24 protein-coding genes and 2 pseudogenes are annotated in these 26,086 nt (G+C 64.6%); 19 read left to right on the forward strand and 7 right to left on the reverse strand.

Annotated features, from left to right (window positions below; genetic code table 11):
• Positions 1–58: 58 nt before the first annotated feature.
• The 12 genes and pseudogenes from V5F61_RS20060 to V5F61_RS20115 all read left to right on the forward strand — a co-directional run bounded on the left by V5F61_RS20060 (position 59) and on the right by V5F61_RS20115 (position 11,833).
• Positions 59–892 carry a universal stress protein gene (locus tag V5F61_RS20060; RefSeq protein WP_393990299.1) on the forward strand — a complete coding sequence of 278 codons (834 nt, stop codon included), beginning with the start codon at positions 59–61 and terminating at the stop codon, positions 890–892.
• 133 nt (positions 893–1,025) lie between these two features.
• Positions 1,026–3,878 (forward strand): monovalent cation/H+ antiporter subunit A, encoded by a 2,853-nt coding sequence (locus V5F61_RS20065; protein ID WP_393990300.1) that lies wholly within the window; start codon positions 1,026–1,028, stop codon positions 3,876–3,878.
• A 3-nt stretch (positions 3,879–3,881) separates the two neighbouring features.
• A complete protein-coding gene (locus V5F61_RS20070; protein ID WP_393990301.1) occupies positions 3,882–4,235 on the forward strand; it encodes a Na+/H+ antiporter subunit C in 354 nt (117 codons plus the stop codon).
• Positions 4,232–5,764 carry a monovalent cation/H+ antiporter subunit D gene (locus tag V5F61_RS20075; RefSeq protein ID WP_393990302.1) on the forward strand — a complete coding sequence of 511 codons (1,533 nt, stop codon included), beginning with the start codon at positions 4,232–4,234 and terminating at the stop codon, positions 5,762–5,764. Before V5F61_RS20070 ends, V5F61_RS20075 begins: the two co-directional genes overlap by 4 nt.
• Position 5,765: 1 nt before the next feature.
• On the forward strand, positions 5,766–6,257 hold the full coding sequence (locus V5F61_RS20080; RefSeq protein ID WP_393990303.1) for a Na+/H+ antiporter subunit E: 492 nt from the start codon (positions 5,766–5,768) through the stop codon (positions 6,255–6,257).
• Positions 6,254–6,523: a K+/H+ antiporter subunit F gene (locus tag V5F61_RS20085; RefSeq protein ID WP_393990304.1), complete on the forward strand. Its 270-nt coding sequence runs from the start codon at positions 6,254–6,256 to the stop codon at positions 6,521–6,523. Before V5F61_RS20080 ends, V5F61_RS20085 begins: the two co-directional genes overlap by 4 nt.
• Positions 6,524–6,532: 9 nt before the next feature.
• Complete coding sequence (locus tag V5F61_RS20090) at positions 6,533–6,904, forward strand: Na+/H+ antiporter subunit G (protein WP_393990305.1); 372 nt, start codon at positions 6,533–6,535, stop codon at positions 6,902–6,904.
• Positions 6,905–7,051: 147 nt separating this feature from the next.
• Complete coding sequence (locus V5F61_RS20095) at positions 7,052–7,714, forward strand: DUF502 domain-containing protein (protein WP_393990306.1); 663 nt, start codon at positions 7,052–7,054, stop codon at positions 7,712–7,714.
• Positions 7,715–8,126: 412 nt separating this feature from the next.
• Positions 8,127–8,294, forward strand: a pseudogene (locus V5F61_RS20100) (DUF736 domain-containing protein); the annotation flags it as partial.
• A gap of 172 nt (positions 8,295–8,466) precedes the next feature.
• Complete coding sequence (locus V5F61_RS20105) at positions 8,467–9,468, forward strand: ABC-three component system protein (RefSeq protein WP_393990307.1); 1,002 nt, start codon at positions 8,467–8,469, stop codon at positions 9,466–9,468.
• Positions 9,456–9,974 (forward strand): ABC-three component system middle component 2, encoded by a 519-nt coding sequence (locus V5F61_RS20110; protein ID WP_393990308.1) that lies wholly within the window; start codon positions 9,456–9,458, stop codon positions 9,972–9,974. Before V5F61_RS20105 ends, V5F61_RS20110 begins: the two co-directional genes overlap by 13 nt.
• Positions 9,971–11,833 (forward strand): hypothetical protein, encoded by a 1,863-nt coding sequence (locus V5F61_RS20115; protein WP_393990309.1) that lies wholly within the window; start codon positions 9,971–9,973, stop codon positions 11,831–11,833. The genes V5F61_RS20110 and V5F61_RS20115 overlap by 4 nt, the downstream gene beginning before the upstream one ends.
• A 62-nt stretch (positions 11,834–11,895) precedes the next feature.
• Here the strand turns inward: V5F61_RS20115 and V5F61_RS20120 are convergent, their stop codons facing one another.
• Both V5F61_RS20120 and V5F61_RS20125 read right to left on the reverse strand, forming a co-directional pair.
• The gene (locus tag V5F61_RS20120) at positions 11,896–12,528 is read right to left on the reverse strand and encodes an RES family NAD+ phosphorylase (protein ID WP_393990310.1); all 633 of its coding nucleotides are present in this window, start codon (positions 12,526–12,528) and stop codon (positions 11,896–11,898) included.
• Positions 12,528–13,148, reverse strand: coding sequence for a DNA-binding protein (locus V5F61_RS20125; protein WP_393990311.1), 621 nt, complete (start codon positions 13,146–13,148; stop codon positions 12,528–12,530). Before V5F61_RS20125 ends, V5F61_RS20120 begins: the two co-directional genes overlap by 1 nt.
• A 443-nt stretch (positions 13,149–13,591) precedes the next feature.
• On the opposite strand from V5F61_RS20125, the gene V5F61_RS20130 reads away from it, so the two are divergent.
• The gene (locus V5F61_RS20130; RefSeq protein WP_393990312.1) at positions 13,592–13,777 is read left to right on the forward strand and encodes a hypothetical protein; all 186 of its coding nucleotides are present in this window, start codon (positions 13,592–13,594) and stop codon (positions 13,775–13,777) included.
• Positions 13,778–13,916: 139 nt separating this feature from the next.
• Here V5F61_RS20130 and V5F61_RS20135 read toward each other — a convergent pair whose 3' ends face one another.
• From V5F61_RS20135 to V5F61_RS20145, 3 genes are all read right to left on the reverse strand, one after another.
• Positions 13,917–15,782, reverse strand: coding sequence for a P-loop NTPase family protein (locus V5F61_RS20135; RefSeq protein ID WP_393990313.1), 1,866 nt, complete (start codon positions 15,780–15,782; stop codon positions 13,917–13,919).
• 69 nt (positions 15,783–15,851) lie between these two features.
• Positions 15,852–16,337: a type I restriction enzyme HsdR N-terminal domain-containing protein gene (locus tag V5F61_RS20140; protein WP_393990314.1), complete on the reverse strand. Its 486-nt coding sequence runs from the start codon at positions 16,335–16,337 to the stop codon at positions 15,852–15,854.
• 150 nt (positions 16,338–16,487) lie between these two features.
• Positions 16,488–17,660, reverse strand: a complete 1,173-nt coding sequence (locus V5F61_RS20145; RefSeq protein ID WP_393990315.1) for an RHE_PE00001 family protein — start codon at positions 17,658–17,660, stop codon at positions 16,488–16,490.
• Between the two features lie 168 nt (positions 17,661–17,828).
• Here V5F61_RS20145 and V5F61_RS20150 point away from each other — a divergent pair, with 168 nt between their 5' ends.
• A complete protein-coding gene (locus tag V5F61_RS20150; RefSeq protein WP_393990316.1) occupies positions 17,829–19,010 on the forward strand; it encodes a DUF3800 domain-containing protein in 1,182 nt (393 codons plus the stop codon).
• Between the two features lie 269 nt (positions 19,011–19,279).
• On the opposite strand, the pseudogene V5F61_RS20155 reads toward V5F61_RS20150, so the two are convergent.
• A pseudogene (locus V5F61_RS20155) lies at positions 19,280–19,722 on the reverse strand (plasmid maintenance toxin (PemK-like)).
• The gene (locus tag V5F61_RS20160) at positions 19,709–19,981 is read right to left on the reverse strand and encodes a type II toxin-antitoxin system Phd/YefM family antitoxin (RefSeq protein WP_393990317.1); all 273 of its coding nucleotides are present in this window, start codon (positions 19,979–19,981) and stop codon (positions 19,709–19,711) included. The pseudogene V5F61_RS20155 and the gene V5F61_RS20160 overlap by 14 nt, the downstream one beginning before the upstream one ends.
• A gap of 201 nt (positions 19,982–20,182) precedes the next feature.
• On the opposite strand from V5F61_RS20160, the gene V5F61_RS20165 reads away from it, so the two are divergent.
• The 5 genes from V5F61_RS20165 (at position 20,183) to repC (ending at position 25,914) form a co-directional block, all read left to right on the forward strand.
• Positions 20,183–20,599, forward strand: a complete 417-nt coding sequence (locus V5F61_RS20165) for a hypothetical protein (protein ID WP_393990318.1) — start codon at positions 20,183–20,185, stop codon at positions 20,597–20,599.
• Between the two features lie 9 nt (positions 20,600–20,608).
• Complete coding sequence (locus V5F61_RS20170; protein WP_393990319.1) at positions 20,609–21,778, forward strand: site-specific integrase; 1,170 nt, start codon at positions 20,609–20,611, stop codon at positions 21,776–21,778.
• 456 nt (positions 21,779–22,234) lie between these two features.
• Entirely contained in the window at positions 22,235–23,431 is a 1,197-nt protein-coding gene (gene repA, locus V5F61_RS20175; RefSeq protein WP_393990323.1) for a plasmid partitioning protein RepA, read from the forward strand.
• Between the two features lie 2 nt (positions 23,432–23,433).
• Complete coding sequence (gene repB / locus V5F61_RS20180; RefSeq protein WP_393990320.1) at positions 23,434–24,453, forward strand: plasmid partitioning protein RepB; 1,020 nt, start codon at positions 23,434–23,436, stop codon at positions 24,451–24,453.
• Between the two features lie 225 nt (positions 24,454–24,678).
• Positions 24,679–25,914: a plasmid replication protein RepC gene (gene repC, locus V5F61_RS20185; RefSeq protein ID WP_393990321.1), complete on the forward strand. Its 1,236-nt coding sequence runs from the start codon at positions 24,679–24,681 to the stop codon at positions 25,912–25,914.
• The last annotated feature ends 172 nt before the right edge of the window (positions 25,915–26,086 follow it).

Below are 26,086 nucleotides of genomic sequence, written 5' to 3' on the forward strand. Positions count from 1 at the left end.
TCAGAGAGATGGCTGACAGCCTGTCCGCAGGGACGACGATCCGCAGAGGGTATCCTCGATGCTGAAAAACGTGCTGGTCCTGCTCGGCGAGAGCCCCTCCAGTGCCGTGGCGAGCGCATATGCCCGGAGGATCGTCAAGGCGCAGGACGCCCAGATTACCTCTGTGTCAGGCGTTGATCTGTCCTTCATCGAAGCCCCCATGCCCGGCACCATCGGCGGTGCGGCGTATCACACGCAAATGGAAACGGGCCTCAAGGCTCAGGCCGAGAAAGCGCGCCGGCGTGTCTCGGAGATCTTTGAGAGAGTGTGTGCCGGCGATGGAATCATGCCGAAAAGCATCAGCTTCGACGGCGACCCCTTTGAACAGGTGACGGCCGCAAGTGCGACGTCCGATCTCGTTGTCACTGGCCACGATGTCACTTTTCGCGGCACACAGCGCGAGGGGAACTCCGACACCTTGAACCAACTGCTTTTCACGACCCCGCGTCCGGTTCTCGTCTGCCCAGATCAGCTCCCCTCTGAAGGCACAGTCCTCATCGCGTATGACGGAAGCCTGCCGGCCATGCGCGCGCTCCAGCTGTTCGTGCTGGTCGGCGCCTGGAAAGGCCGCCGCGTGCAGGTTTCCTCCGTCGATTCGAATCTCGAGAACGCGGAACGGTTGGCCAGCGAGGCGTCTGCCTACCTTCATCTCCATGGATACGAGGCCGATCCGCGCCCTATCGGCTCCGCGGAGCCCCCCGCGGAGATCATCGGCGTGCTGGCCACCCATGGCGAGGTCGAGCTTCTGGTCATGGGCGCCTACGGCCATCGCGGTCTCAAGGAATTCTTCTTCGGATCGACGACGCAGAGCCTCATTGGCGCGCCGAAATCCTGTATCTTCCTGTACCATTAGCGCAGCCGCGCCGTCGGTCCTGCCCTTTGAACCCTATCGGGAGCGCTCCGACCAAACAGGGTCACCACATTCCACCGGGGCTCGCAGAGCCTCATCCACCTGACCAAAGCCAGGCGTGACGAGGCGTTCGACGGTGACACTGCTTCTTGTAATCCTCATTCCCTTTCTCGGTGCCCTGATCCCGCCGCTGGTGATCCGCTCCGGGCGGAACAACTGTGCGGCGGCGACCGGCTGCGTGACGCTGCTCGCCCTCGCCCTGCTCCTCTCCCACGCGCCGGCGGTGTTCTCGGGCGCGGTCCCCAAGGCGGGCGTGGACTGGGTACCGTCCATGGGCCTCTCCCTGTCCGTGTTCGCGGACGGGCTGGGCTTCTTCTTCGCGGCGATGATCCTCGCCATCGGCCTGCTGGTGATCGTCTACGCGCGCTTCTATCTGTCGCGCGAGGATCCCATGGGACGCTTCTTCGCCTACCTGCTCCTGTTCCAAGGGGCCATGGTGGGCGTGGTCTTGTCCGACAACGTCATCGCGCTGCTGGTGTTCTGGGAGCTGACGAGCCTCACCTCGTTCCTGCTGATCGGCTTCTGGACCAAGCGCGCGGAGGCCCGGCAGGGCGCCCGCATGGCGCTGGTCATCACCGGCGGCGGCGGGCTGGCGCTCATCGCCGGCCTGCTGCTGGTGGGTGAGGCGGCGGGCTCCTACCAGCTCACGGACATCCTCGCCCGCGGCGAGATGGTGCGCGCCTCCCCGCTCTATTTGCCGGCGATGCTGCTGGTGCTGGTGGGCGCCTTCACCAAGTCCGCCCAGTTCCCGTTCCATTTCTGGCTGCCCCACGCCATGGCGGCGCCGACGCCGGTCTCGGCCTATCTCCATTCGGCCACCATGGTGAAGGCGGGCGTGTTCCTGCTGGCGCGGCTGTGGCCGGTGCTGGCGGGCACCGACGCCTGGTTCCTCATCGTCGCGCCGGTGGGGCTCGCCACCATGCTTATCGGCGCGGTGATCGCCCTGTTCAAGGACGACCTGAAGGGACTGCTCGCCTATTCGACGGTGAGCCACCTCGGCCTCATGACCATGCTGCTGGGCCTCGGCACGCCCATGGCGGCGGTGGCGGCGGTGTTCCACGTCATCAACCACGCCACCTTCAAAGCGGCCTTGTTCATGAGCGCCGGCATCGTCGACCACGAGGCGGGCACCCGCGACATCCGCCGCCTCGGCGGCCTCATGGCGCTGATGCCCATCACCGGGACGCTGGCGCTCCTCGCCGCCGCCTCCATGGCCGGCGTACCCCTGTTCAACGGCTTCCTCTCCAAGGAGATGATGCTGGAGGAGGCGGCACACACCTCCTATCTGGGGCTCGATTTCCTCTTCCCCGTGCTGGCGACGGTCGCGGCCGTCTTCTCGGTGGCCTATTCGGCGCGCTTCGCCATCGGCACCTTCCTCGGCCCCGCGCGGCACGATTATCCGCACCATCCCCACGATCCGCCGCTCGGCATGTGGCTGCCCGTGGCGGTGCTGGTGGTGCCGGTGATCGCCATCGGCCTGTTTCCCGGTCCCGTGGCCGGGCCGCTGGTGGCGCTGACGGCCGGGGCGGTGATCGGCGGGCCGCTGCCGGATTATCACCTCGCTTTGTGGCACGGCATCACGCCGGCCCTCGTCATGAGCCTTCTGGCCTTCGCCGGCGGCGCCGCGCTGGTCCTCGCCTTCCGCCGGGCAGACGGCGTGCGCGCGCGCCTGCCGCGCCTCGACGCCAAGGCCATGTTCGAGCTGGCGACCGGTGCCCTAGTGGTGGCGTGCCGGCGCAGCCTCGGTGCCCTGCATAACGGGGCGCTCACGCGCTACATGGGCGTGACGGTGGCGACGCTGGTCGCGGTCGGCGGCTACGGCTTCTGGAGCGCCACCCACGGCGCCGGCACCCGCCCCCTGCTGCCGGTGACCGCGCCCGCCGCGACTGCCTTTCTCGCCCTTGTCCTGGCCAGCGGCGCGGTTCTCCTGTTCCATGGCGAACGGCTGACGGCGCTGATCCTTACCGGCGTTGTGGGCGTGGTGGTGGCGCTGGCCTTCCTGCAATTCTCCGCCCCGGACCTCGCCCTGACGCAGATCTCGGTGGATGTGGTCACCACCATCCTCATGCTGCTCGCGCTCAACCTGCTGCCGAAGGCGACGCCGAGGGAGGAGAGCCGGACGATCCGTTGGCGCGACGGCATCGTCGCGTGGCTCGCCGGGCTGGGGGCGGCGGGCCTCGCCTATGCCGTGATGACGCGCAACGGGGTCTCCATCTCCGATTATTACCTCGCCCAGTCCAAGCCCGGCGGGGGCGGCACCAATGTGGTCAACGTGATCCTGGTGGACTTCCGCGGCTACGACACCTTCGCCGAGATCATCGTGCTCGGCATCGCCGCACTCGCCATCTACGCCCTGCTCGACCCGGCGCTGAAGGGCCCGGCGGTGCGGCGCATCAAGGCGATGCTGCCCCGGCATGAGTCCCGCGACGCACACCCCTTGCTCCTCGTGGTGGCGACCCGCGTGCTCCTGCCTTTGTCGCTGGTGGTGGGCGCCTATATCTTCCTGCGCGGGCACAACGAGCCCGGCGGCGGCTTCGTCGCCGGGCTCGTGGTCGCCATCGCCCTCATCATGCAATACATCGCCTCCGGCTACGGCTGGGCGGCGGAGCGCATGCGGGTGGATTCCCAATCCATGATCGGCGCGGGTGTCGCCATCGCCGGCCTCACCGGCATCGCCGCCTTCGCCTTCGGCCGGCCGTTCCTGACCTCGACCTTCGGCTATCTGCACTGGCCCGTGGTCGGCACGTTCGAGGTGGCCTCGGCCATGGCCTTCGACCTCGGCGTGTTCCTCACCGTGGTGGGGGTGATGGTGCTGTCGCTGGCGCAGCTCTCCCGCGTCGCCCGCCGCATCGATCCGGCGCCGGACAGCGCGGAGCCGATGGACGTGCGGCTGGGCGCCGCCTCCGGCGCTGCCGGCAGGGAGGGCTGAGCGATGGAGCTTCTCGTCGCCGCCGCCATCGGCATCCTCACCATGGTGGGCATCTACCTGATCCTGCGGGCCCACACCTTCCCGGTGATCCTCGGCCTCACCTTCCTGTCCTATGCGGTGAACGTGTTCCTGTTCGCCATGGGCCGGCTCGCCATCGACCGGCCGCCGGTGATCTCGCCGGACGCGCCGGGCTATACCGATCCCCTGCCCCAGGCGCTGGTGCTCACCGCCATCGTCATTTCCTTCGGCATGACGGCGCTGATCGTGGTGCTGGCCCTGCGCGGCTACCTGGAGACCGGCTCCGACCGCAGCACGCTCGAGGCCCCGCGCGGGCCCGACGCGGGAGGCGGCTCATGACGGCGCCGCTCGACCACATGACGATCCTGCCGGTGATCCTGCCGGCCATGGCGGCGGCCTTCCTGGTGCTCGCTTTGCGCCACCATCTCAATGGCCAGCGCATCGTCTCCATTGGCGTCACGCTGCTCCTGGCGGGGATCGCCGCGTTCCTGTTCGCGCAGGCATCGGACGGCACGGTCCGCGCCTACCGGCTCGGCGCCTGGCCGGCGCCGTACGGCATCACGCTGGTGCTCGACCGGCTGTCGGCGACCCTGCTGCTGCTCACCGCCGTGCTCGCCTTGTGCGTGGTGGTCTATGCCGCCGGGGGCGTGGACGGGCGCGGGCGGCACTTCCATCCCCTGTTCCAGTTCCAGCTCATGGGCATCAACGGCGCCTTCCTCACCGGCGACGTGTTCAACCTGTTCGTGTTCTTCGAGGTGATGCTGATCGCCTCCTACGGGCTCATGCTGCACGGCGGCGGTCCGGGCCGGCTGAAGGCGGGCTTCCAATATGTGGCCATCAACCTGCTGGCCTCAGTCGTCTTCCTCGTGGGCGTGGGGCTGATCTACGCCGTCACCGGCACTCTCAACATGGCCGACCTGGCCGTGAAGGTGCCGCAGGTGGCGGAGGCCGACGCCGCGCTGCTGAAGACGGGGGCGCTGCTCTTGTTCCTCGTCTTCGCCACCAAGGCGGCGCTGGTGCCGCTGCACTGGTGGCTTCCGGCCACCTACGCCGGGACCTCGGCGCCCGCCGCCGCCTTGTTCATGATCATGACGAAGGTGGGCGCCTACGCCATCATCCGGGTCTATGGCCTCGTCTTCGGCGCCGGCGCGGGTCCGCTGGCGCTGGCGGCAGCGCCGTTCGTGCTGCCCGCCGCCCTCGTGACGCTGGCGCTCGGCGCCGTCGGCCTGGTGGGAAGCCGCAACCTGCGCGATCTCTCCGCCTTCGCCGTCATCGCCTCCATGGGTACGCTGCTCGTCGCCATCGGCCTGTTCGACGCCGCGGGGCTCGCGGCCGGGCTTTACTATCTCGTTCATTCGACGCTCGCCGGCGCAGCCCTCTTCCTCATCGCCGGGCTGGTGCAGGAGCAGCGGGGCGCGGCCGGCGACCGGCTGGTGCCGGCGCCCGCCATGGCCGGCGAGACACTGCTGGGGGGCCTGTTCTTCCTCGCGGCCATCGCCCTCGTGGGCTTGCCGCCGCTCTCCGGCTTCCTCGGCAAGGTGATGATCCTGAAGGCGGCGCAGGCATCCGTCATCTGGCCCTGGATCTGGGGCCTCATCCTCGGTGCGAGCCTCGTCATGACCTTCGGCTTCGCCCGGGCGGGATCGGTGCTGTTCTGGGCGAGCGGGCCGGTATCGGGCCCGCGGACCCCGCCGCCGCTCGTGCCGGTCTGCGCGGTGCTGGCGCTGCTGGCGTTGACCGTCGCCTGGACGCTGGCTGCCGGGCCGGCGACGGGCGGCCTTGAGATCACCGCGCAGCAGGCCCTCGACCGCCCCGCCTACATCGACGCGGTGCTGGAGCCGGCCCCACGCCCGGTGGCGGGAGACTGACATGTACGCGCGCCTCGTGCCCCATCCCCTGCTCACGGTGCTGCTCACGCTCGTCTTCGTCTTCCTCATGAACGAGGTGACGCCCGGCGTGGTGGTGCTGGGACTGATCCTCGGCCTCGCCATCCCCCTGCTCACGGCGCCCTTCTGGCCCGGCCGCCCCCGGCTGAAGGCCCCCCTCACCATCGCCGAATTCATGCTGGTGGTGCTGTGGGACATCGTGGTCTCGAACATCGAGGTGGCGAAGCTGATCCTGTTCCGGCGCGGGGCAAGCCTGCGCACCCGATATGTGAGCGTGCCGCTGGAGCTTGAGACGCCGGAGGCCATAGCCATGCTCGCCGGGACCATCACCATGACGCCGGGAACCGTGAGCGCTGACCTCAGCTCCGATGGCCGGGCGCTGCTGGTCCACTGCCTGGATACGGAAGACCCGGCGGCGACGGTCGCCGCCATCAAGGCCCGTTACGAAAGCCGGCTGAAGAGGATCTTCGAATGATCGCCGCCGCCATCGCCATCGCGGGAGGCGCCATCTGCCTCGCCATCGCGCTGACGCTCTACCGCCTCGCGGTCGGCCCGGACGCCACCGACCGGGTGCTGGCGCTCGACACGCTGGTGATCGAGACCATCGCCCTCATCGTGCTGGGCGGCATCGCCTTCGGCACGGCCATGTATTTCGAGGCGGCGCTGCTGTTCGCCATGGTTGGGTTCGTGACCACCGTGGCCTTCTGCAAGTTCCTGCTGCGCGGCAACGTCATCGAATAGGAGACGCCCATGCATCCCCTCGTCGAGGCACTGGTCGCAGCGCTGATCCTCATCGGCGCATTCTTCCTGTTTGTGGGCGCGCTGGGCCTCGCCCGTCTGCCCGATATGATGCGTCGCCTGCACGGCCCCACCAAGGCAACGACGCTTGGCATCGGCGCGCTGCTCATCGCCTCCATGATCTATTTTGCGGCGGTGCGCGGGACATTCTCGATCCACGAGCTTCTGATCACTCTGTTCCTATTCCTCACCGCGCCGGTAAGCGCGCACATGTTGGCAAAGGCCCACATATTGCGAGCGAAGGGAGAACGTGATCGCCTCCCTCCGACCGGAACGTCCACAGGATGGGCAACCCTCGACAGCGGAAAGCAGGAGAAGAGCTGACGGGCCCCCCCTTTGCAGACCGTGCAATGTGTTGACGGGCCCTGGCTGTAGAACATTCAATAACTCAATATCTACGCCGGACCCATGGTGGCGTTAACGGCATCCGGCCAGCGTCGGCTGGTCAAAATCTGGAGTACGCACAGAGCCATGGGACACCTCCAGCGCACAATCCTTGCGGGGCTCGTGGCGTTCCTGCCTCTCGCCATCACCATTTGGGCTGTGGGGCTGGTTCTCGATCTCCTATCCGGTGTCGGGCGCCCCATGGTAAATGCGCTGTCGGGCTGGGCCAGGGTCGTCGCGCCTGAGCTCACAGACGTGCTGACCCGTGACGCCGTCGCAGGCATTCTCGCCATCGCGGTGACGATCCTCCTCTTTTACCTTCTGGGCCTGATGACGCGAGCCATGATCGGCCAGCGTCTCGTTGCGCTCATGGATACCGTCATGAACCGCGTGCCCGTGGTCGAAAGCCTCTATCGAGCGGTGCGCAAGCTTCTCGCCTCGTTCGAGGTGAGGGATGGAGCGAGCCAGCGGGTCGTTCTGATCGAGTTTCCCTCACCGCAGATGAAGGCTGTTGGGCTGGTGACGCGTGTGTTCACCGATGCGGAGAGCGGCGCGGAGATTGCTGCCGTCTACGTGCCGACGACGCCGAATCCCACCTCCGGCTACATGGAACTCGTGCCCGTTGAGCGCCTCGTTTGGCTGGACTGGTCGGCGACCGATGCCATGCAGTTTATCGTGTCAGGCGGAACCACCGCTCCGGACACCATCAACTTCAACGGACGACCTCCTTTGACACCGCGAGCCGACTGATGTTTCGGCCGCAGTGGATCCTCGCCGCTGAGGCCCTCCTGCTCGACGAGTGGCATATTCTGCAGGACTTGGAGTAATTCCGGGTCACATTTTAAGACATCAATCCTGGGACAGGCCATGAGGCGATATTGACTGATCGCCGCTAACCACGTCCGCACGTACGCCCTGCTTGGCAGCAGGTGCCCCAGCTCGATCTCTGAGTCCTCGAATTCACCACATCCGTCGATGCACCCAGAGCAGCCATAATGATTTTCGGTCACAATAACTTGGCCAGTGACGCTAGAGGCGACTGGCTTCCCCCCGAGTTATGCATAGCAGAACTCACCGAAAACGGCGGAAAACCAGCGCTCACAGGCCAGCGCTCCGCATAATCCCGTTCTCCGCATAATCGATCTTATGTGGAGCTCCACATAACGCCGAGCTCGGTGCAGCCTGGCAGAAGACCTCGAACGAGGGCCGCGACTACCTCTCGGTGAAGCTGGACGACCCGAGCTTCCCCGCCCCGATCTATGCCACCTTGGTCGAGGTCGAAGGCGAGAGCGACATGCAGCTCATCTGGTCCCGGCCCAACCGCGACTGACCTCCGGCCATCCAACGGCCCCGCCCAAAAGGCGGGGCCGTTCGGATTGGGAATTCGCACCGCCGCGGTGCGGCGAGCGACGTGAAAGAAGCAGTGGGCCGCGTCGCTGCAAGATTGCGACGCTCCCCGCGCGAAGGCATGATCATCGACAACCCTTGATTTGGAGCAGCGATTGCGACCCAACTATGCCATTCAAATTCGCGCGCTGCCTGCGGATCGCCTGGAGGAGTTCGTCAATGATTGGCTGACCCAGCGGGTCAAGGAATACGCGGGCCACGAGCTCTGGCGCGGCACCGGCGACATGGGTCGCGATGTGACGGGTTATCTGACGCCGCAGCGCATGGAGGGTGCCTGGGACAACTTCCAATGCAAGCAGCTTGGGGTGTCTCTCTCGGAGCCGGCGGCGTTCATCGAGATCGGCAAGATCCTTATGCACTCGGCGGCCGGCGCCTTTACGCTGCCGCGATCGTACACCTTCGTCGCCCCAAGGGGTGTGGCGCGTGGTGTCCAACAGCTGATTGCCCATCCTCAGCGGTTCCGGAATGAGTTTCTTTCTCGCTGGAACGGGCAGATCGCCGGTCGCCTCGTCGAGCACCGGAACATCCCGCTTAGCCCGGAGATCGAAGCGAGGATCCAGGCATTCGATTTCGAGCAAGTCCACTGGCTCGACGCTACGCGGCTTGTCGAGCATCCGGCTGCGAAGCCTGCGCTCGTGCATTGGTTCGGAGACGATCCCGGTCGCTCGCCACGCGGCGCGGTCCCGGAGGAGGTTCAGTTTGTAGAATCCGCTTATATCGGGCAGCTGCTTCGGGTCTACGAGGAAAAAAGCCCTGGCTCCTACGCGACCGCGGAGGCGGCGCTCGCCAGCTCAGAGTTCGGCACGCATCTGCGTGACCAACGGACCCGCTTTTTCGACGCAGTCGCATTCGACCGCTTCTACCGGGACTCGACGCCCGACGAGTACCTGAGCACGTTCAAGGACGAAATATACCATGGCGTCGTTGATACGCATGGCGACGGTCATCCCAATCGCCTAGCAAGGCTCACCCAGGTAATGAAGACGGCGGCAATCCTTCAGCCGTCGGGCATCCTGGGCAAGCACGCCGGTCCCCAAGTCAAGCAGGGGACCTGTCACCAGTTTGCGAATGATGGGCGATTGCCGTGGGATCGGTAGAGCGGAGCGCGTCGGGCGGACATCCCTTCAACTCAACCCTGGAGACAGGCATCCGCGCGCTTGTCGTGCTTGAGGCATTTTATCCGCGTCGGTGCGACTTGATGGAAATGACGTGGCTCGATCACCTCGTCGTCCATACCGGGGACCTCGATGGCGACGATGTGCCAGAGAGTCTACATCCCGATCTTCCAAACAGGGTGGGCGAGCTCCTCGTGCGACGGCAATTGGTCGAACGAAGCCTTCGCGTGATGCAGCAGGTTCATTTGGTGGATGTGTTCGAGACTGAAAGTGGCGTCGAGTTCTGCGCGAGCCAGGAAGCCCCGAGCTATGTCGACCTGCTCCAAGCCCCGTACTCGCGGGCGCTGAAAACGCGCGCCAAATGGATGGCGGACCGGTTCGCCGGGATGACGACGCTCGAGATTCGTTCTCTCGTTGAAGCCCGCATAGGCCGGTGGACCGCAGAGTTTCGAGCGGATGAAACGCCAACTGGACGGTCTGGATCATGATGGGCGTCCGGTTACGCCATCTGACGTTCACTGGGCCAGCTACCAAGCCCGCCGAGCTCACGTTCCAGGACGGCCTGAACATCGTCTATGGTGCGTCGAATACGGGCAAATCTTTCGCGTCCAAGGCCGTGCTCTTCATGCTTGGCGCTGCCAAGGCATTGCCAGAAACCGAGGAGATTGCCGCTTACAACGCCTGCTGGCTCGGAATGACGCTTCCCGGCGAGCGCAATGTCACACTCTATCGCTCCACCCGTGGCGGGCACTTCAAGATTCATGAAGGGCTTATCCGGGCCGCCGGGCCTGACGAGGGCACCGCGCTGCGCGGTCAGCACGATTCGAAACGAGATGACACGGTCTCGCATCTTCTGCTCAGCGCCATGTCCCTTGCCGGCAGGCAGATCGTCCGCGACGCCAATGGCGCCAAGGACATGCTATCGATCTTCAGGTTGGCGCCCTACGCCGTGGTCTCCGAAGAGGACATCATCGCTGAAAGGAGTCCTGTCTTTACGGGGCAGCCGGCAGAGCGGACATTCGAGCAGAATCTTTTCAAACTTCTCCTCACCGGCATAGACGACACGGCCGCCGTGACGGTGCAAAAGCCTTCTGATCGCAAAGTCGCTAAAGCTGCGAAAATCGAGCTCGTCGACGAGCTCATCGAGCAACTCGACAAAGAGCTAGGCGACGAGGCGCCCGACGAAAAGGAACTTACAGAGCAGCTAGACCGCCTTGAAAGGAGCGCCACCAGCCTGCTCGATCGCCTCCGTGAGAGGCAGATGGAGCTCGACTCTTTGGTTGGCCAACGTCGGTCAGCCCTCGATCGTTCATGGGAGCTGGGCGAAAGGGTTGATGAGCTAGGGCTCACCCTGGAGAGATTTGCGAGGCTTCAAGCGGTCTATAGCTCTGATTTGGAGCGGCTGCAGTCGATAGAGGAAGGCGGCTTTGTCCTTGTTGCCATGGCCGGCATGGATTGCCCTGTCTGCGGTGCACCTCCCGAAGCCCAGCGGCATAACCATGCCGCGGAGGAAATCGAGATGGCGCACAAGGCTGCGTCCGCAGAAGCGAGAAAGATCGAGCGCGAGCAGCGGGAACTCACCCAGACGATATCATCCCTCGAAGCTGAGGCCTCTGGTCTTCGCCGGACAATGGGACAGCTTGCAATCGACGTTGAGAAGCTTGAGGAGCAAATCGAGGACGCCCGCCCGCAAGAGGCCACGGCTCGGCAAAGCTACGAAATGTATATGAGCGAGCGGACCGCAGTAATGAGGGTCCTCGACCTGTACGAGCGGCGCAGCAAGCTCCTGGCGCGCAAAGCGGAACTTGAGAGCCAATCGACGAAGCGCGAAGGCGATGCACTTGCTGTCGGGCCAGACTCGACGACGGCATTCAAATTCGGCGAAACCGTCAAGAGCGTTCTGACCGCTTGGCGCTTCCCCGATGCCGACAAAGTGCAGTTCGACCTTCAGACTAACGACATCACAATTGCTGGTAAGCGCCGTTCGGCTAACGGCAAGGGCGTCCGGGCCATACTTCATGCCGCCTTCAACGTCGCGGTCATCGTCTATGCCATCGAGAACCAATTGCCCCACCCCGGCTTTTTGGTGCTCGATACGCCGCTCCTCACATATCGAGAGCCGATGACGTCGCGGCACGGTGAGCTGGCAGCGGATGAAGCGGCGCTAAAGGCAACGAGCCTTGCGGAACACTTCTACCGCTACTTGGCGGGTCTCAGCTCGGACGTGCAGTTTGTCGTCATCGAGAATTCGGATCCCCCGGCCGCCATTCAAAGCATAGCTCGGATCGAGACCTTTACCGGACTTGAGGGAAATGGGCGTTTCGGCCTCTTGGCCCGACGCACCTGACGTTGCAGCGCTCGCAATCTCTAGACCAGCTCTTGCCGGCCCAAGCTGCATCGTCTCGGCTACTACAAACCGCCGGGAGCAATAGACTTGTTGTAGCGATCGAGGATCGCCGCGACTTCGCGCAAAATCGCCGGCAACGGACGTGTTTCGTAAATCGTGAAGCCGATGGGCTGCCGCTCGAAGAGCGCGAGACACACCTCGCTCGGATCGTGGCGAGAGAGATAGGTGATGCCGTCCGGTTGCTCTGGATGATCCCAGAGCGCGTCGGCCCATACCCCGCACGGCTCGTATGGCCCAGTCGATATTGCGTTGTCGGTTCCGAGCGCCTGGAGGCCCGTGCCGTGCATGGTCACGACGCGCATATCGCGTTCGCAGGCGAGCTTCGTCGCCGACCTCGAGGTGATCTCGGACATCGCCACCATCAGCCGCTGTGGATTGCGCAGGATTGTTTCAGCGAGTGCGCCCTCTAGCGCAACGCCGACGTACAGCACACCGAACCGGGCGGTGGCGCTGTCAAATCGATAGGTGGGCGGAAGGCCAGTGCCAGGTCCGAAGAATACCGGGCCGTGCTGCGTCCGGTGGACGCGATGCAAGACTTGGCCTGCCGGAATGACCGTGATCGGTAAGTCGGCCGTCCGCAGCCCTTCCGGAGGGGGTAACGCTGCTCCCGAGGGCCCGCGCGCCTCCGATGGCATCAGGCAAATCCATCCTCGGCATTCGCGCGGACCAGTCTTTCGACCGACGCGCGGTCACCCTGACGCAGCGCCTCAAGGGGAGACCGTCCCCCAAGTGCGCTGTCGGCGGACAAGAGGAAATCGAGCGCTACCCACGCACCCTGGGTTTCGAGTCCGCGGACGACGTCGGCGATGCCGAGCAGCACCTCGCCGTCCTGGAATTGGCACGCCGGATATTTCCAGTCGCTTCCCTCACGGATCGCGAGGATCGCGTTGCCGCGGCGGCGCTTGTCGATGGCCTGCCTCGAGACGCCAGCGATCTTGCCTGCCTCTTCGGCCGACATGACTCCTCCAGCGCGCTTCAGCAGCTCACGGCGATGTTCGACGTTGCGCGCCAATGCCGGTACGAGCGGGTCGAGATCGGCGACGGCCGCACCGATCAGTTCAGAATGGCTCAGCAATTGCGCTAGAGCTCCCGCACCCGTCGGCGCCGCGAGCGCTTCGGTGAGAGCCTTTGCCGGCGCTGTGGCAGCGATACGTTCCAGCGCAGACATTGCCCGGCGCAGAAACGCTGCCTGGATCGAATCCGGGTCGGTTTGGAAATTCAGTACCAATCCGGAATGTGGCTCGGAACGAGGCATGTCAGCCTCCTTGGTTGTCATGGTGATAATATATGTTCGAAATGTACCACGTCAACCAAGCGATGCGGTGGCTTTGATAAACCGGTCTCTCGCGTTGCGCTGCGAGGGAATGGCTTCAACCCGGTCTAGCCGCCATCGGCGTGGATCCGGGTGAACGCGGTCCACGGCCTTCGAACTCGGCGGCACCACTTTCACGAGCACACATCCACGGTCTGCAAGCGAAGCCAAGAACGCGCTGGAGGCTGGTCTCGACCGGTACGCACCAATCCCGCTCTCAGTGATGGCGTCCTGGCCCCCCTCCGGATCTTCCACGATCAACCCGCAAGGGGGCGGCTAGCAAGCTGCCGCCGCTACGGCTGCGCCTTCGCGGTGATCGCGACCAGAGGCGGCCCTTCGAGGAGCCATCGAGCGGGAATTGGCCCGCTCCGGATGGAGCCTTCAAAATGTCGCACGATCTTACCCTCGCGCAGAACCACGCCTTCCAGCTTGCCCGCACCCTCATGGTCCCGGTCACCCTGTTCAAGTCCGGCGGCGAATACGGCGCCCTCCCCTCCAACGAACTCGACGACGGCGATGACCTCGAGCTGATCCACGAATTCGATCCCTACGAGCGCGGCCCGGCTCATTGAGCCGGTTCCGACAACATCGCGCCGGGGATGCTTCCCCCGGTACAGCGGCGCGTGATCGTCCGTGCCCGACCACGAAGCAGCGCGGTCTTGCACAGCCCGCCCCCGCCAGGCCCTCCCGTCCCGACGATGCTGCGGCCGGCTATTTCCCCCCTTTGGTCCTTCGTCTCGTCTTGCCGGCGCGCTTCGATGAGGCCTTAGCGGAATTCAAGATGACCGCTATCGCCGGCTCAATGCGGTCTTTGAGCATCTTCTTTGCCCAGCTCTTTCTCCCCCCGGAAGAAACGTATTGAACCTGGCGCAAAGCGATCAAGACGCGGTTGAGCAGGGCAAGCGAATTGCGAGATACGGCCTCGTCGAACCAGGCATCGGTGTCTTCCCATTGGCTTGCGAAATACTGCTCCATCGCCGATGTCGCGGGCTCGACGACACCGTTCTCGACACAGAGCAGCGATCCATGTCCTGGGATGTCGTGAACGAGGTGCCCGATCGGGTCGCGAGCGGCTCGCATCAGCGGGAACGGGCAGATTCCGATCTCCAGCAACAAAGATCCAGCCAACACCGGTCGATCGTCACCCCCGACGGCGGCCGGAAGATAGGCAAGCTGGGCAAGGATCATCCAACCCGCCATCGGCCCTAGCGTCTCCGGCAAGTCACCTTCGAGGTCGGTCGCATCCCCGAGCGGCCGCCCCGCTTCGTCCAGGAGGATAGCCGTTCCATCGCCATTGATCTGAACCTCCTGAAGGTTACCATCCGGCATTTGGAACGCGATTACACCGTTCGTGAAGGGTCTTACCTTGGGCTCTCTGTCATAGAGCCCCGCAAGAAGGCCCGACGAGAAGCTGCCCTGCCGCTCCGCAAGATCGCGAATAGCTTGCGCACCGACTAGATCACCGAGAAAGACCCCTTCGAGTCGATCCGCCAGCCACCGGCCCGCCTCCCGAGGATCCGCCGCAGCCCGCTCTTCCAATTCCTCTGAGATTGCGTATGCCAGCTCGCTCAGGAAAAGATCCGGCGCGAGCGGCGTGATCACATCTTCGCCGCCCGCATGGCGATAGGTCCGCAACCATCCTTGAGAGGCAAGACGCTCCAGCACTTCTCGAGCCGGTTGCTGGAGAGCATCCCGGCGCACCACGAACCCATGCGAAATCTCCAATGCCAGTTCGCCGGAGGTCTGCGTCGCATCGGCGGCGAAGTCCCGAGCAAGAAGGCGGAAACTGCGGGCTGCATCTATCGCGCCGGCGAATTGCTCTCTTACCGCATCGATGAACCGAATGCCCAACATGGAGGAGAGTGCGACTTCGTGATCAGCATGCCGGCTATCGCGGCTGATCTGCGCGAGCAGCGTCCGAAGCAGCCACGGTGCGCGGTACTCATCAGCGAAATCCGCTCCTTTCAGGAACCTTATCCGATGTGAAGCGAGAGCCTCTCGCGCTTTCTGAAACTCGACCTGCTTCAGCGCCTCAACCTGGATGACGCGCGCTACTAGCGCCAACGCGGTGCTGTCGCGACCGTTCGCGCCCTTCAGCAAGCCGTGGACGTCATCAGTCGTTCCCAGGAGCCTCAGCCGCGGGCCAAAGCCGGCTTCAGCCAGCTCTTCGATGTCATTCGCGATTGGCGAGCTCGAAACGATCCCGTCGATTGCGATCACCAGCATAGGATCGCCGCTGCTGCACGAGAGGCGCCTCAGCCATTGGCGGACGTCATCTGCCGTCACCGCCCATTCGAGCGCGCCCGACAAGGTATTTGCGATTCGCTGGAAGAGTCCTGCTCCCGCGCGCCCACCACGGACCATGAACACGGCATACCTCGGTGAGGTCGCGGTCTGCTCTGCGAATTCGCGCAGTACATGGCTCTTGCCGCTCAGAGGCGCACCCGTCACCAGTAGGGTCGATTGCCCATCGGCGAACGCCTGCTCCACAGCGAGGGTCGCCAGGCGCGGGATCAAGAAGTCGGCAACAAATGGCTTCGCGTGTTCAGAGGCGGTCCCCGTCAGCTGATCGAGCAAGTGGCGCGTGCGGGAGCGTACCGCAGTCGGCCACACACCGGCGTCAGGGCCCATCAGGACTTCGACTGCCTAATCAAGGTTGGCGGCGGCCACTTTGGCTGCGTTCTGGAAAAGTTTAGCCACGACTTCGCCCTCGGCCGTGTCAGGTGTCCAGGGCTCGCCGGTTGCGCTGTCATAGAGATGGCAATCGCTTCCATTGGTGACGATCACCAGCGGGGGACGCGGGGTCAGTTGGTTCGCGTAGCTCTGGCCCTGGCGCCGATCGTCATCGGTTAACTGCAAACCCGCCCGCTTCAATTCGACGACCGCGAGCGGCCTGTTCTGATGAAGCAGGATGATGTCCGCGCGCCCGCCTGCGCTCCAGGTGCGCCGGCCGTCCACCTCGATCGTCTCGTGCCCGATCGTTACGGAGAAACGCTCTTGAAGACGAAAGTCTTTCAGGGGAACAGACGGAAATGCGCGCGCCAAGGCCGGGGTCATCATCGCCTCGAACTCAGCTTCAGGGGGCGTCCGAGGCGGAACTTTTTCGCGTGGGCTCTTCTTCTTGGAGTTCATGGCAGACCTGATCACCCTTGCGACGCGATGGACTGAATTGGCCCTGCCCGCCGGCCTCGATAGAACACGGCAGAAGTTGAGGGATCGGTGGAAACGGGATCCTGCGATCGCGATCGACCCAAAGTGTCGCGATCCGCAGGTTGGCCGACACTATAGAATTCCCCATGCGCGGTAGCTCCCCCGCCCAGTAGCCTCACGCAGCCCGAGCTCAGCGACCAGACCCTGCGCAGCGCGAGCGGTGATGCCCAACTCCTTCGCAATCATGGCGGCGGACACGACCGGCCGGCTGAGCACATAGTCGAGAAGTGCCGGCAGCCGAGAGGTTGAGCGGCGTCCGCCGAGCTTGCGGGAAAGAGTGTTGCGGCTCGCGAGCCAGCTGTCGTGGCTCTTCAACCCCGCCTCGGCGGTGGCGGCGATCGCCTCGAGCTCGACACGCAGACGGCCGGAAATGTCCCGCGGCTGGCGACGCTCCCGCGGGATCGTCTTCAACCCTTCCGCCAGGCAGGGCAGATGGAAGCGGGCCTTGCCGCGCTCGCGCAACAGCGCGGCCGCGAGCAGGCGCCCCAGCCAGGGAATGTGCTGAAGCGGCATGATATCCGACCAGGCCAGCGCCGCGGTCGCCGCCGCAAGAGTCGGCGGCAAGCTGTCGGTGCGTTCGAGGACCGCCCGCCATTCGGCGAGACGGGCGTCCTCGTCCCAGTCCAGGTCATAGACAAGCGGATCGCGCTCCACCGGCCGCCGCGCGTCGCTGCCGCCGGCGAGCGCGCGGTTGGAGCTCGCAATCGCTGCGTCGACGGCCGCGAAGAGCTTGCTCAGGGGATCGTTCTCCGGGATGAGATCGAGATCGGGGCTCTGGTCTTCGTCGCCGTCGGCATGTCCTGGTTGGATCTCCCCTCCCCTGTCGGATGCAGGCTCGTCCGCGGCGCGGCCACCCCGCAGACTGGCGAGCCCGCCGGGCGATAGCGCCCAGTCAGGATCGGCGGCGGCGATCCGGCGCCGGGTGCGCAGGACGGCGTGGGCGCGGGTAAGCTCATGGGTCGGTGCCCGAATGTCCATGCGGGCGTCGTGGAGAACGAGATCATCGAGATGGATGAGCTCGCCTTCCAGCCACAGACTGGCGCAGGCGTCGGTGAAGTGGGTCCGGCTGATCCAACCTTCGCGGATGGGGCTTTTCGCCAATCGCTCATCGAGGCGCGCGAGTGCATCCTCAGCGGCTGCCAGTGGCGCCGCGATCTGCGCCCAGGGCAGCGGATCGGGGACGAATGAGGCGACTTGCAACGCTTTGATAAACCTAACGGGAATCGACGATACGGAAGCTATCACGCTTTTAGCTTCCGTCATAGGGACGCCCATTGGATCGGGTCAATAACTATCGATAACTGTCCCTTATCGATAGTGTTGGACACGCGCCCGCAAATCGGCGATTCTGGCGCTCCAAAAGCCCGCCGGCGGTGATCGTGATCGGCCGGCCTCTGCTCGACGAGAAGCCCCGTGACAACGCCTCCTGCCCGCCTGATTTCCTGCGACGAGGCCGGCTTCACTGGCCCGCGCATGCTCGACGACGATCAGCCGGTCTTCGCCTACACCGCAATCGACCTGACGCCCGCGGAAGCCGCGGCGATCGTCGCCGCGACGCGGCAAAAATATCGGGTCCAGGCGCCCGAGCTGAAAGCCCAGGGACTGCGCCGGCGCGACAACTGGAGCGAGATCGCCCTCGACCTCGCGCGCCAGCTCGAGGGACGGGCGTTGATCATGGTCTGCGACAAGCGGCTCAATCTCGGTGGTAAGGCCTTTGAATATCTGTTCGAGCCGGTGCTGCAGGCCAACAACACGCTGTTCTATCGTCACAACCTGCATCGCTTCGTGATGAACGGCCTCTATGGCGCGCTGTACAAGACCGGCGAGCCTCCACATCAGCTCGCCGAGGAGATGCAGGCTTTCATGCGCTCCTTCAAACCCGAGGACGCGCCAAAACTGTTTGCCGCCAACAAGGCGTCCGATGAAAGCTCGGTGATCCTCGACTGCGTGCTGCGCTTCGCGCGTGGCTATGCCGGAACGATCGCGGCGGAATCGCAATCGCTGCAGCCTCCGCAAAGCCTGACGGGCAAGTGGACGCTCGATCTGACCACCACGGCGCTGTTCAGCCTGACGCTCCAAGGGTTTGGGCTGCGCTATCCGCGGATCGAGCTGCTCTGCGACGATTCAAAGCCATTGAAAGACATGGCGCATATTTTTGACGGCTGGGTCGGGCGGACAGACCAGCCCGCGATCACCGATGGCCGGCGCGAAACGCCGATCGGGATGAATCTCGCCGGACCGATGCGCTTCGGTTCGTCGCTCGAGCATCCAACCATCCAGCTCGCCGACGTTCTCTCCGGCGCCTCGGCCGACTTCATCAAGCGCGCAGGCGCACCGGAATTTGCCGCGTTCGGCCCTTGGCTCGATCGGCATCTGCACCCAAACCACCTCTTGCCCGACGCCGAGGTGATCGATACCTCTCAACTGGAACCGCGGGTCAACCTCGCGGTACTGCGCGAGCTCGCCCGGCGGGCGGATGTCGGCGCCGATCCGCTTGCCAACATGGAGGGCGTCTATGCTGCGGCCTTCGACCGGTTCCGCAGCCCGGCGGCACGGGTCCGGCGTCCGCGCCGAGGCGAGAGGCGCCGCCGGTGAGTGATCACGGCTCATCGCTATGGATCGAATGGTGCGGCGCCGGCTTGGCGGCGCGCGCAATCAACCCGGCCGGCTTTGTGTACGCCAAAGGAGCCCTCCCCTATGCCGATCCGGAGGAAGTCGCGGGCCTGCGCCAGGGATGCCGACCGCAGCCTCATCTGGAAGAGCTCCCCCGCCCCGGCGGCGTGCTGGTTCAGCGGTGCGAGCTGGGCGCTGGGTTGGGACGAGGCGCCATGATGCGCCATACGGTATGTCGAGCGCCGTCCGGCTCAGTCCGTGCGCGGTACGTTGGTGTGCCGCGTGGCCGTCACCTCGCCTCGCGCGATCGCCACAAAGCGGCGCTTCACCTCGCCGAACAGGCCCGGCGTCAGCGCACCGTAATAGCCGCTGTCGCTCTCGACCGGGCGCAGGTCCGGGCCCGGCCAGGCGAAGCGGTTGCTTTCGGTCAGGACGATCCACGAGCGCTCAGCGTCGAGGCGGAGCGGTTCTTCACCTCGGCCGGGATCTCGATCGCGTCGGCCGGATTCGCCGGTGGCGTATGGGTGATCGGAAGCACGCGCACCATTGGCGCGCCCTCCTCCGTGGTCATGACGAGCGCCAGCACCAGGCAGGGTCGATCCTTGTCGCCCTCCTCGCGGCCTTCGCGGTGCTGCCAGTCCCAAAGATAGGCGTAGCGGAAGATCCAACCGACGCGGACCTCAGTCGGCAGCATGCTTACCGGCGGGGGCGCTGAGATGTTCGGCTTCCGGCTCCATCTCGGCCGCCTCGACGGCGGCGATCTCCGCCTCGCTCAGCTCGGCGGTGCGCTGGACGCGCCGATCGCGCTTCGACAGCCGGATGAAATCCTCATAGGCCATCAGAACGGTGCGCGGGCGACCGTTCTTGGTGATGACCACCGGCTCGCGCACGGCGGCATCCTGATAGGCTCCGAAGTTCTTGGAGACTTCGGCGGAGGTGACGGTGGACGCCATGAAGCATTCTCCTTTGTTCCGGAATATACGGAAATCCCGGTAATCCCGCAAGAGATCTCCCGATGACGCTCCCCCCCGTCCGCATCCCCGATTCGGCCTCGCTGCAGGCGGTGCTGGAGCGCCTCGATCCGGCTTCGGCCGACGCGGAGCTCGTCGCCGCTCTCACCCTCGCTTTCCCGGGTTCTGACTTCAGCAGCGCCCATGTCGACGACGCCTATTGGTGCGATACCCGCTCGGTCTTGCGACCCGACGGCACGCGCCTCGGCAAACTCCGGCCATGCGTCGCGGGTGTTTGCACAATGGGCGCTCGGCATTCGCGACTACGAGCATCGCGGCGAGCGCGAGGTCGGTTTCATCCCGCGGCCGTTGAGCCTGCCAGCGGCGCGGCTGGCGGTCCTAGAGGGCATGTCTATCCATATCCTCATGGACCGGATCGAGGCGATCGACCGGCAGATCGGCCTGCCCTTCGGCTGGTTCTTCCCGATGACGCACGGCAACTGGGTCGACCCGGACGTCGGCGCTGCGATCGCTGAAGGCCTGAGGGCTGAGCGCGTGCGACTACCTGATCGCGACGCGGCCGTGCTGCTGCGTTGGGCTGAACGGCGTTACGGGTTTTGAGGTGCCGTGATGGATGACATGCCGACGAGAGGCGCTCGGGATCGGGAGACGCACCGGGCCCTCGAGCTGGACACGCTATCCGCCATCCTCCCGATGGACCGGCGTGACCGCCTAGCACAGCTGCTCACCGATGACGATGTTGCGACGCTCAAGCATCTCGCCAGGGAAGGCATGGGCGAGAACAGCCTGAGGGCACTCACATCGGATCTCGCGTATCTCGAAGGCTGGGCTCTCGCTGCGACCGGAGAGGTGCTGCCGTGGCCGGCGCCCGAGGAGCTGGCCCTGAAGTTCATCGCCCATCATCTTTGGGATCCTTCCGAGCGCGAGCGTGACCCGCGGCACGGTATGCCCGGCGAGGTGGCCACCGATTTGCGCTCCGAGGGGCTGCTGCGCAGCGAGGGTCCGCACGCGCCGAATACCGTCAAGCGGCGGTTGGCGAGCTGGGGAACGTTGCATCGCTGGAAGGGGATGGAGGGCCCGTTCGGCTCGGTCGGGTTGCGGACAGCTGTTCGCCTGGCCGTTCGGGCGTCACCGCGGCCTCGGCAGCGCAAGAGCAAGCGCGCTGTGACGCGCGACGTGCTCGATCGGCTGATCGCCACATGCGCCACCGATCGGCTGGCTGATACCCGAGACCTTGCGATCCTGCTGCTGGCCTTTGCCTCCGGCGGGCGGCGCCGCAGCGAAGTGGCGTGGCTTCGGGTCGAGCAGATCATGACCGAACCGGCGGTGCCGCTCGACCCGCGGGACCCTCGGTCGCCGACGTTGCCGTGTATCTCGATCCAACTCGGGCGGACCAAGACCAATGATGCGGGTGACGAGGGGAGGGTGCTCCTAGTCGGGCCACCGGTGCATGCTTTGCGCGAGTGGCTCGACCGAGCCGACATCGCAAAGGGGCCGGTGTTCCGGGGGATCGACCGCTGGGAAGGACTCGAGGAAAAGGCACTGACGCCCCAGTCCATCAACCTCATCGTGAAGCGGCGTTGCGCGATGGCCGAGCTTGAGCCGAAGGAATTTTCTGCGCACGGACTTCGCGCAGGCTATTTGACTGAAGCAGCGCGGCGCGGCGTGAGCCTGCCGGAGGCGATGCAGCAGTCGCAGCATCGATCGGTCCAGCAAGCCGCGAGCTACTATAACGAGGCCGATCGGGCGCAGGGCAGGGCGGCGCGCCTGGGTCTCTAAGGAGCGCCCGTGCGCCACGGTTGGTGGTTGAGTTGTCCGCGTACAACTTTCAGGTTTGGCCAGAGCGGGGCGGAGCCGCGCGCCTTGCCATCTCTGCTCGGTTCGTCGCCTCCGTTTACTCAGCGGAGGGGGCGAGTTGTCAGCGCACAACTCAAGCGGCCACAATGGCGAAGCCTCCTCGCTGATTCGTGCGGGAGGGCGCGATTGAGTTGTCAGCGTACAACTGCATTGGCTCAGGACGCCAGTCGAGCGGGCGCCGTCGGGAGCGCCAAACCGAGATTTAATACGCTGCAAGTGCTCAAGAAACGCCGAATCAGTTTATCGTCCACCGACTGTTAACTTCTCATTAACCCAATAGTCCTTGCGGCAACAGAAGAATCGGGCATAACTCAGCATCAACGCATTTTGGGCCGACCTGCTCAAAAAACCGCAGATGCAGAGAAATCGATGTCCGCCATGCCGACGCCCGCGAGCGAGACTTACCGCGATCTGAGGTCGCTGATTAACGCCGACGCCGCAGAGCTGTCGATGCGCCTGCGCGAACGCCAGCTGGAGGATTTCCCGCCGGAAGCGCAAAAATCGCTTCGGCGTTTCTCTCCCGCCGAAGCCGCTCGGTTCATCGGGATCGCCGAGGGATATCTGCGCCAACTCGCCTCGGAGGGGAGGGGGCCGGATCCTCTTCCCAATGGACGCCGGCAATACTCGATCGAGGACATCGAACAGCTGCGGCAATTTCTCGACGGATCCGGGAAGGGCGCCCGCCGATATACGCCGCATCGGCGCGACGGGGATTCGCTGCAGGTCATCTCCGTAATGAATTTCAAAGGCGGGAGCGGCAAGACAACCACCGCAGCGCATCTTGCAGAGTTCCTCGCATTCCGCGGCTACCGCGTTCTCGCGATTGATCTTGATCCGCAGGCGAGTCTCTCGGCGCTCTTTGGCCTTCAACCCGAGCTCGATGTCGCCGACAACGACACGCTCTACGGCGCAATCCGCTACGACGATCAGCGCCGCGAGATGGCGGAGATCGTGCGGGCGACCTACATCCCGACGCTACACCTTATTCCCGGCCAGCTCGAACTTATGGAGTTCGAGCACGAGACACCCAAGGCACTGATGACCCGCGAAGGGCGCGAGACGATGTTTTTCTCGCGCATCGGCGAGGCGTTAGCCCAGGTGAGCGACGCGTATGATGTCGTCGTGATCGATTGCCCGCCGCAGTTGGGCTTCCTCACGTTGTCGGCCTTGTGCGCTGCAACCGCCGTTCTCATCACGGTTCACCCGCAGATGCTCGACGTGATGTCGATGTCCCAGTTCCTGAACATGACTGCGGGCCTGCTCGATGTTGTCGCGAACGCCGGTGCTGCGACCGAGTACGATTGGATGCGCTATCTCATCACGCGGTACGAGCCAGGCGATGCTCCGCAGACCAAGCTGGTGGGCTGGATGCGCGCGATCCTGGGCGAACGTGTCCTCACCCATCCGATGGTGAAGAGCACCGCGATCGCCGACGCGGGGCTCACCAAGCACACGATGTACGAGGTCGACCGCCAGCAGTTCACGCGACAGACCTACGACCGCGCGATCGAAGCCCTCGACCAAGTCAACGGCGAGATAGAGGGATTGATCAAGCACGTGTGGAAGAGGAGCTGAGGATGGCTCGTAAGATCAATTTCGATTTGCCGGCAAGCGATTCCCGGCCCGCGCAGGAGGCGCCATCCGCAGCCTCCGCGAACAAGGTCCGGCCGCTTCTCGGGCTGGACCGGCCGCTGAAGCAACCGGGCGCTCTCGGGGCGATCTCCCAGACCCTCGGGGGGATGTCGGAAAAGGTGAAGCGCGCCGACGAGCTTGAAAAGCAACTCGTGGAAGGCCAGACGATCGTCGATCTCGATCCGGCGCTGGTCGACAATTCCTTCATTCCCGATCGTATGGAACCAAGCGCCGCGGACGATGCGGCATTTCGCGAGCTGATCTGCGAGCATGGCCAAAACTCCCCGATCCTTGTTCGACCCCACCCCGAAGAAGCCGATCGCTTTCAGGTGGCTTTCGGTCACCGGCGCCTACGGGCTGCCCGGTCCCTCGGCATCAAAGTGCGTGCTGTCGTGCGCGTCCTTTCCGATGAGGAACTGGTCGTCGCGCAGGGCCAGGAAAACAGCGGCCGCACCGACCTGACGTTCATCGAGCGCGCGCGCTTCGCCGCCCGCCTCGAGGATCGCAAGTTTACGCGTGAGACGATCATGGCGGCTCTCAACGTCGATAAGGCCGCCCTGTCGCGCCTCATCACCGTCGCGACTCGCGTTCCCCTGGAGGTGATCGATGCGATCGGCGCCGCGCCGGGCTTCGGCCGGGTCAGGTGGCAGGAGCTGACCGATCTGCTCGATCAGGACGACAACCGCCGACGCGCGATCGCGCATGTCAAGTCGGCCGGTTTTCAGGACATGGAGAGCGACAAGCGTTTCGAGTCCGTGGTGTCCGCCCTCAAGACAAGTGCCACCAGATCTCGCCCCGAGACGTGGTCGGCCGCTGACGGGACGCATGCCGCTCGCGTGATGCGCAGCGGCAAGAAGACGACGCTGACTTTCGATGATCGTGTCGCGCCGCGATTTGGCGACTTCGTCCGCGAGAAGCTGCAGAGCCTCTACGACGAGTACAAGGCAACGGAACGCGACAGCTGAGCGAGCTTGCCCAGCCGGAATAGGCCGGCTGGACCGAGGCAACCTGATTCAACGGGAGAACCGACGGCAAAAGAAAAGGCCCCCGAAACGTCACCGTCCCGGAAGCCCTCTCATCTTTTTGGCGATTGATAGAGAATCACTTCCGCGAATCGCAGTCAAGTCTCGAATGCGAGACGGCGCCGTTTTGGCGAGCGGATTTCCTTTGCCCGAAGCGAGGCAAAGACCATGGAACCGTATCAATCAACGACGCCCTTTGGGCGGCGATCGCTGTCGCTTGCGCACGTGGCTACGCAGGTCGCCGCATCGTCCCGGCCGCCCGAAAGGGTCGTGCACAAGTGGCAGATCTTCAGGACAATCTGCACCGCCCGCCCGCGCCTGGGCGTGTCGGAACGCGCGCTGTCAGTGCTCAACGCTCTTCTGACGTTTCATCCTGAAACCGCCTTAAGCGGCGAGGACGAGCTTATCGTCTTTCCGTCGAACGAGCAGCTCGCCCTTCGCGCCCACGGCATGCCGGCGTCGACATTGCGGCGCCACCTGGCGGCGCTGGTGGACGCGGGCATGATTATTCGCCGCGACAGCCCAAACGGCAAGCGCTACGCCCGCAAAGGCCGAGGCGGGGAGATCGAACTCGCCTTCGGATTCGAGCTGTCACCGCTCGTCGTGCGTGCGGAGGAGTTCCAGAGCCTGGCAGCGGCAATCGAAGCCGATGCTCGTGCCCTGAAGCTCGCACGCGAACGCATTACGATCTGCCGCCGGGACATCGCCAAGATGATCTCAATGGGGATCGAGGAGGGCGTGCCGACCCGGAGGGGAGGGCAGGGCCCCGCCGACTGGCACGAGGTCCACAAGGGCTTCCGCGCGATCGTGGAGACGATTCCGCGCACGGCGACGTGCGCCGAGCTCGAACCGATTGCAGAGACCCTGTCGCAGCTCGCTGACGACATCCTCAGTCTGTTGAAAAGTCATATCAAAACAGAGAATCTAAGCGCCAATGAGTCCCATTCCGGGCGTCACATACAGAATTCAAAGCCAAACCCCTTAATTGATCTTGAACCCAGCCTTCGAGAAGGCGGAGCGGTGAGGGCGGAGCCAGAAAAACAAACGCCGAGGATGCCGGAAGGGTCCTATCCACTTGGAATGGTCATGCAGGCCTGCACCGAGATCACCGATTACGCCAAGGGCGGGATTTCGAGCTGGCGCGACTTTTTGGCGACCGCCGCGGTGGTCCGGCCGATGCTCGGGATCAGTCCCAGCGCCTGGGAGGAGGCGCTGGGCGTCATGGGCGAGGTCCAGGCTGCGATCGTCGTGGCTTGCATCCTCGAGCGTAGCGCGACGATCAACTCTGCTGGTGGATATTTGCGCGGCTTGACGACCAGGGCCGCGGCCGGCGAATTCTCGCTCGGACCGATCCTGATGGCGCAGATCAATTCGAAGCTACGCGACCAGAAGCGCCGGGCATAATGCGTGCGCGGCGCTTCTTCTCGGCCGAATCCGTCAGATCGGAAGCTTTTTCGAGCGTGCCTGGCGCGCGACCGCTCGATCTGCGCGGTTCTTCTTGGCGATCGCGGATGCGAGCTCATCGTAGTCGACGCCGCTCTTTTGTAGAGCCCGCTTGGCGTCGGAAATCTCGAAG

Origin of the sequence: Xanthobacter sediminis (assembly GCF_043195015.1) — a bacterium.
GTDB lineage: Bacteria > Pseudomonadota > Alphaproteobacteria > Rhizobiales > Xanthobacteraceae > Xanthobacter.

What these genes read in the sequence shown, in the direction of transcription:
- repC (WP_393990321.1), top strand. Translation starts at nt 24,679, where the DNA reads ATGGAACCGTATCAATCAACGACGCCCTTTGGGCGGCGATCGCTGTCG.
- V5F61_RS20060 (WP_393990299.1), top strand. Translation starts at nt 59, where the DNA reads ATGCTGAAAAACGTGCTGGTCCTGCTCGGCGAGAGCCCCTCCAGTGCC.
- repA (WP_393990323.1), top strand. Translation starts at nt 22,235, where the DNA reads ATGCCGACGCCCGCGAGCGAGACTTACCGCGATCTGAGGTCGCTGATT.
- V5F61_RS20080 (WP_393990303.1), top strand. Translation starts at nt 5,766, where the DNA reads ATGTACGCGCGCCTCGTGCCCCATCCCCTGCTCACGGTGCTGCTCACG.
- V5F61_RS20170 (WP_393990319.1), top strand. Translation starts at nt 20,609, where the DNA reads ATGGATGACATGCCGACGAGAGGCGCTCGGGATCGGGAGACGCACCGG.
- V5F61_RS20070 (WP_393990301.1), top strand. Translation starts at nt 3,882, where the DNA reads ATGGAGCTTCTCGTCGCCGCCGCCATCGGCATCCTCACCATGGTGGGC.
- V5F61_RS20130 (WP_393990312.1), top strand. Translation starts at nt 13,592, where the DNA reads ATGTCGCACGATCTTACCCTCGCGCAGAACCACGCCTTCCAGCTTGCC.
- V5F61_RS20160 (WP_393990317.1), bottom strand. Translation starts at nt 19,981, where the DNA reads ATGGCGTCCACCGTCACCTCCGCCGAAGTCTCCAAGAACTTCGGAGCC.
- repB (WP_393990320.1), top strand. Translation starts at nt 23,434, where the DNA reads ATGGCTCGTAAGATCAATTTCGATTTGCCGGCAAGCGATTCCCGGCCC.
- V5F61_RS20085 (WP_393990304.1), top strand. Translation starts at nt 6,254, where the DNA reads ATGATCGCCGCCGCCATCGCCATCGCGGGAGGCGCCATCTGCCTCGCC.
- V5F61_RS20120 (WP_393990310.1), bottom strand. Translation starts at nt 12,528, where the DNA reads ATGCCATCGGAGGCGCGCGGGCCCTCGGGAGCAGCGTTACCCCCTCCG.
- V5F61_RS20090 (WP_393990305.1), top strand. Translation starts at nt 6,533, where the DNA reads ATGCATCCCCTCGTCGAGGCACTGGTCGCAGCGCTGATCCTCATCGGC.
- V5F61_RS20075 (WP_393990302.1), top strand. Translation starts at nt 4,232, where the DNA reads ATGACGGCGCCGCTCGACCACATGACGATCCTGCCGGTGATCCTGCCG.
- V5F61_RS20125 (WP_393990311.1), bottom strand. Translation starts at nt 13,148, where the DNA reads ATGCCTCGTTCCGAGCCACATTCCGGATTGGTACTGAATTTCCAAACC.
- V5F61_RS20165 (WP_393990318.1), top strand. Translation starts at nt 20,183, where the DNA reads ATGTCGACGACGCCTATTGGTGCGATACCCGCTCGGTCTTGCGACCCG.
- V5F61_RS20140 (WP_393990314.1), bottom strand. Translation starts at nt 16,337, where the DNA reads ATGAACTCCAAGAAGAAGAGCCCACGCGAAAAAGTTCCGCCTCGGACG.
- V5F61_RS20095 (WP_393990306.1), top strand. Translation starts at nt 7,052, where the DNA reads ATGGGACACCTCCAGCGCACAATCCTTGCGGGGCTCGTGGCGTTCCTG.
- V5F61_RS20115 (WP_393990309.1), top strand. Translation starts at nt 9,971, where the DNA reads ATGATGGGCGTCCGGTTACGCCATCTGACGTTCACTGGGCCAGCTACC.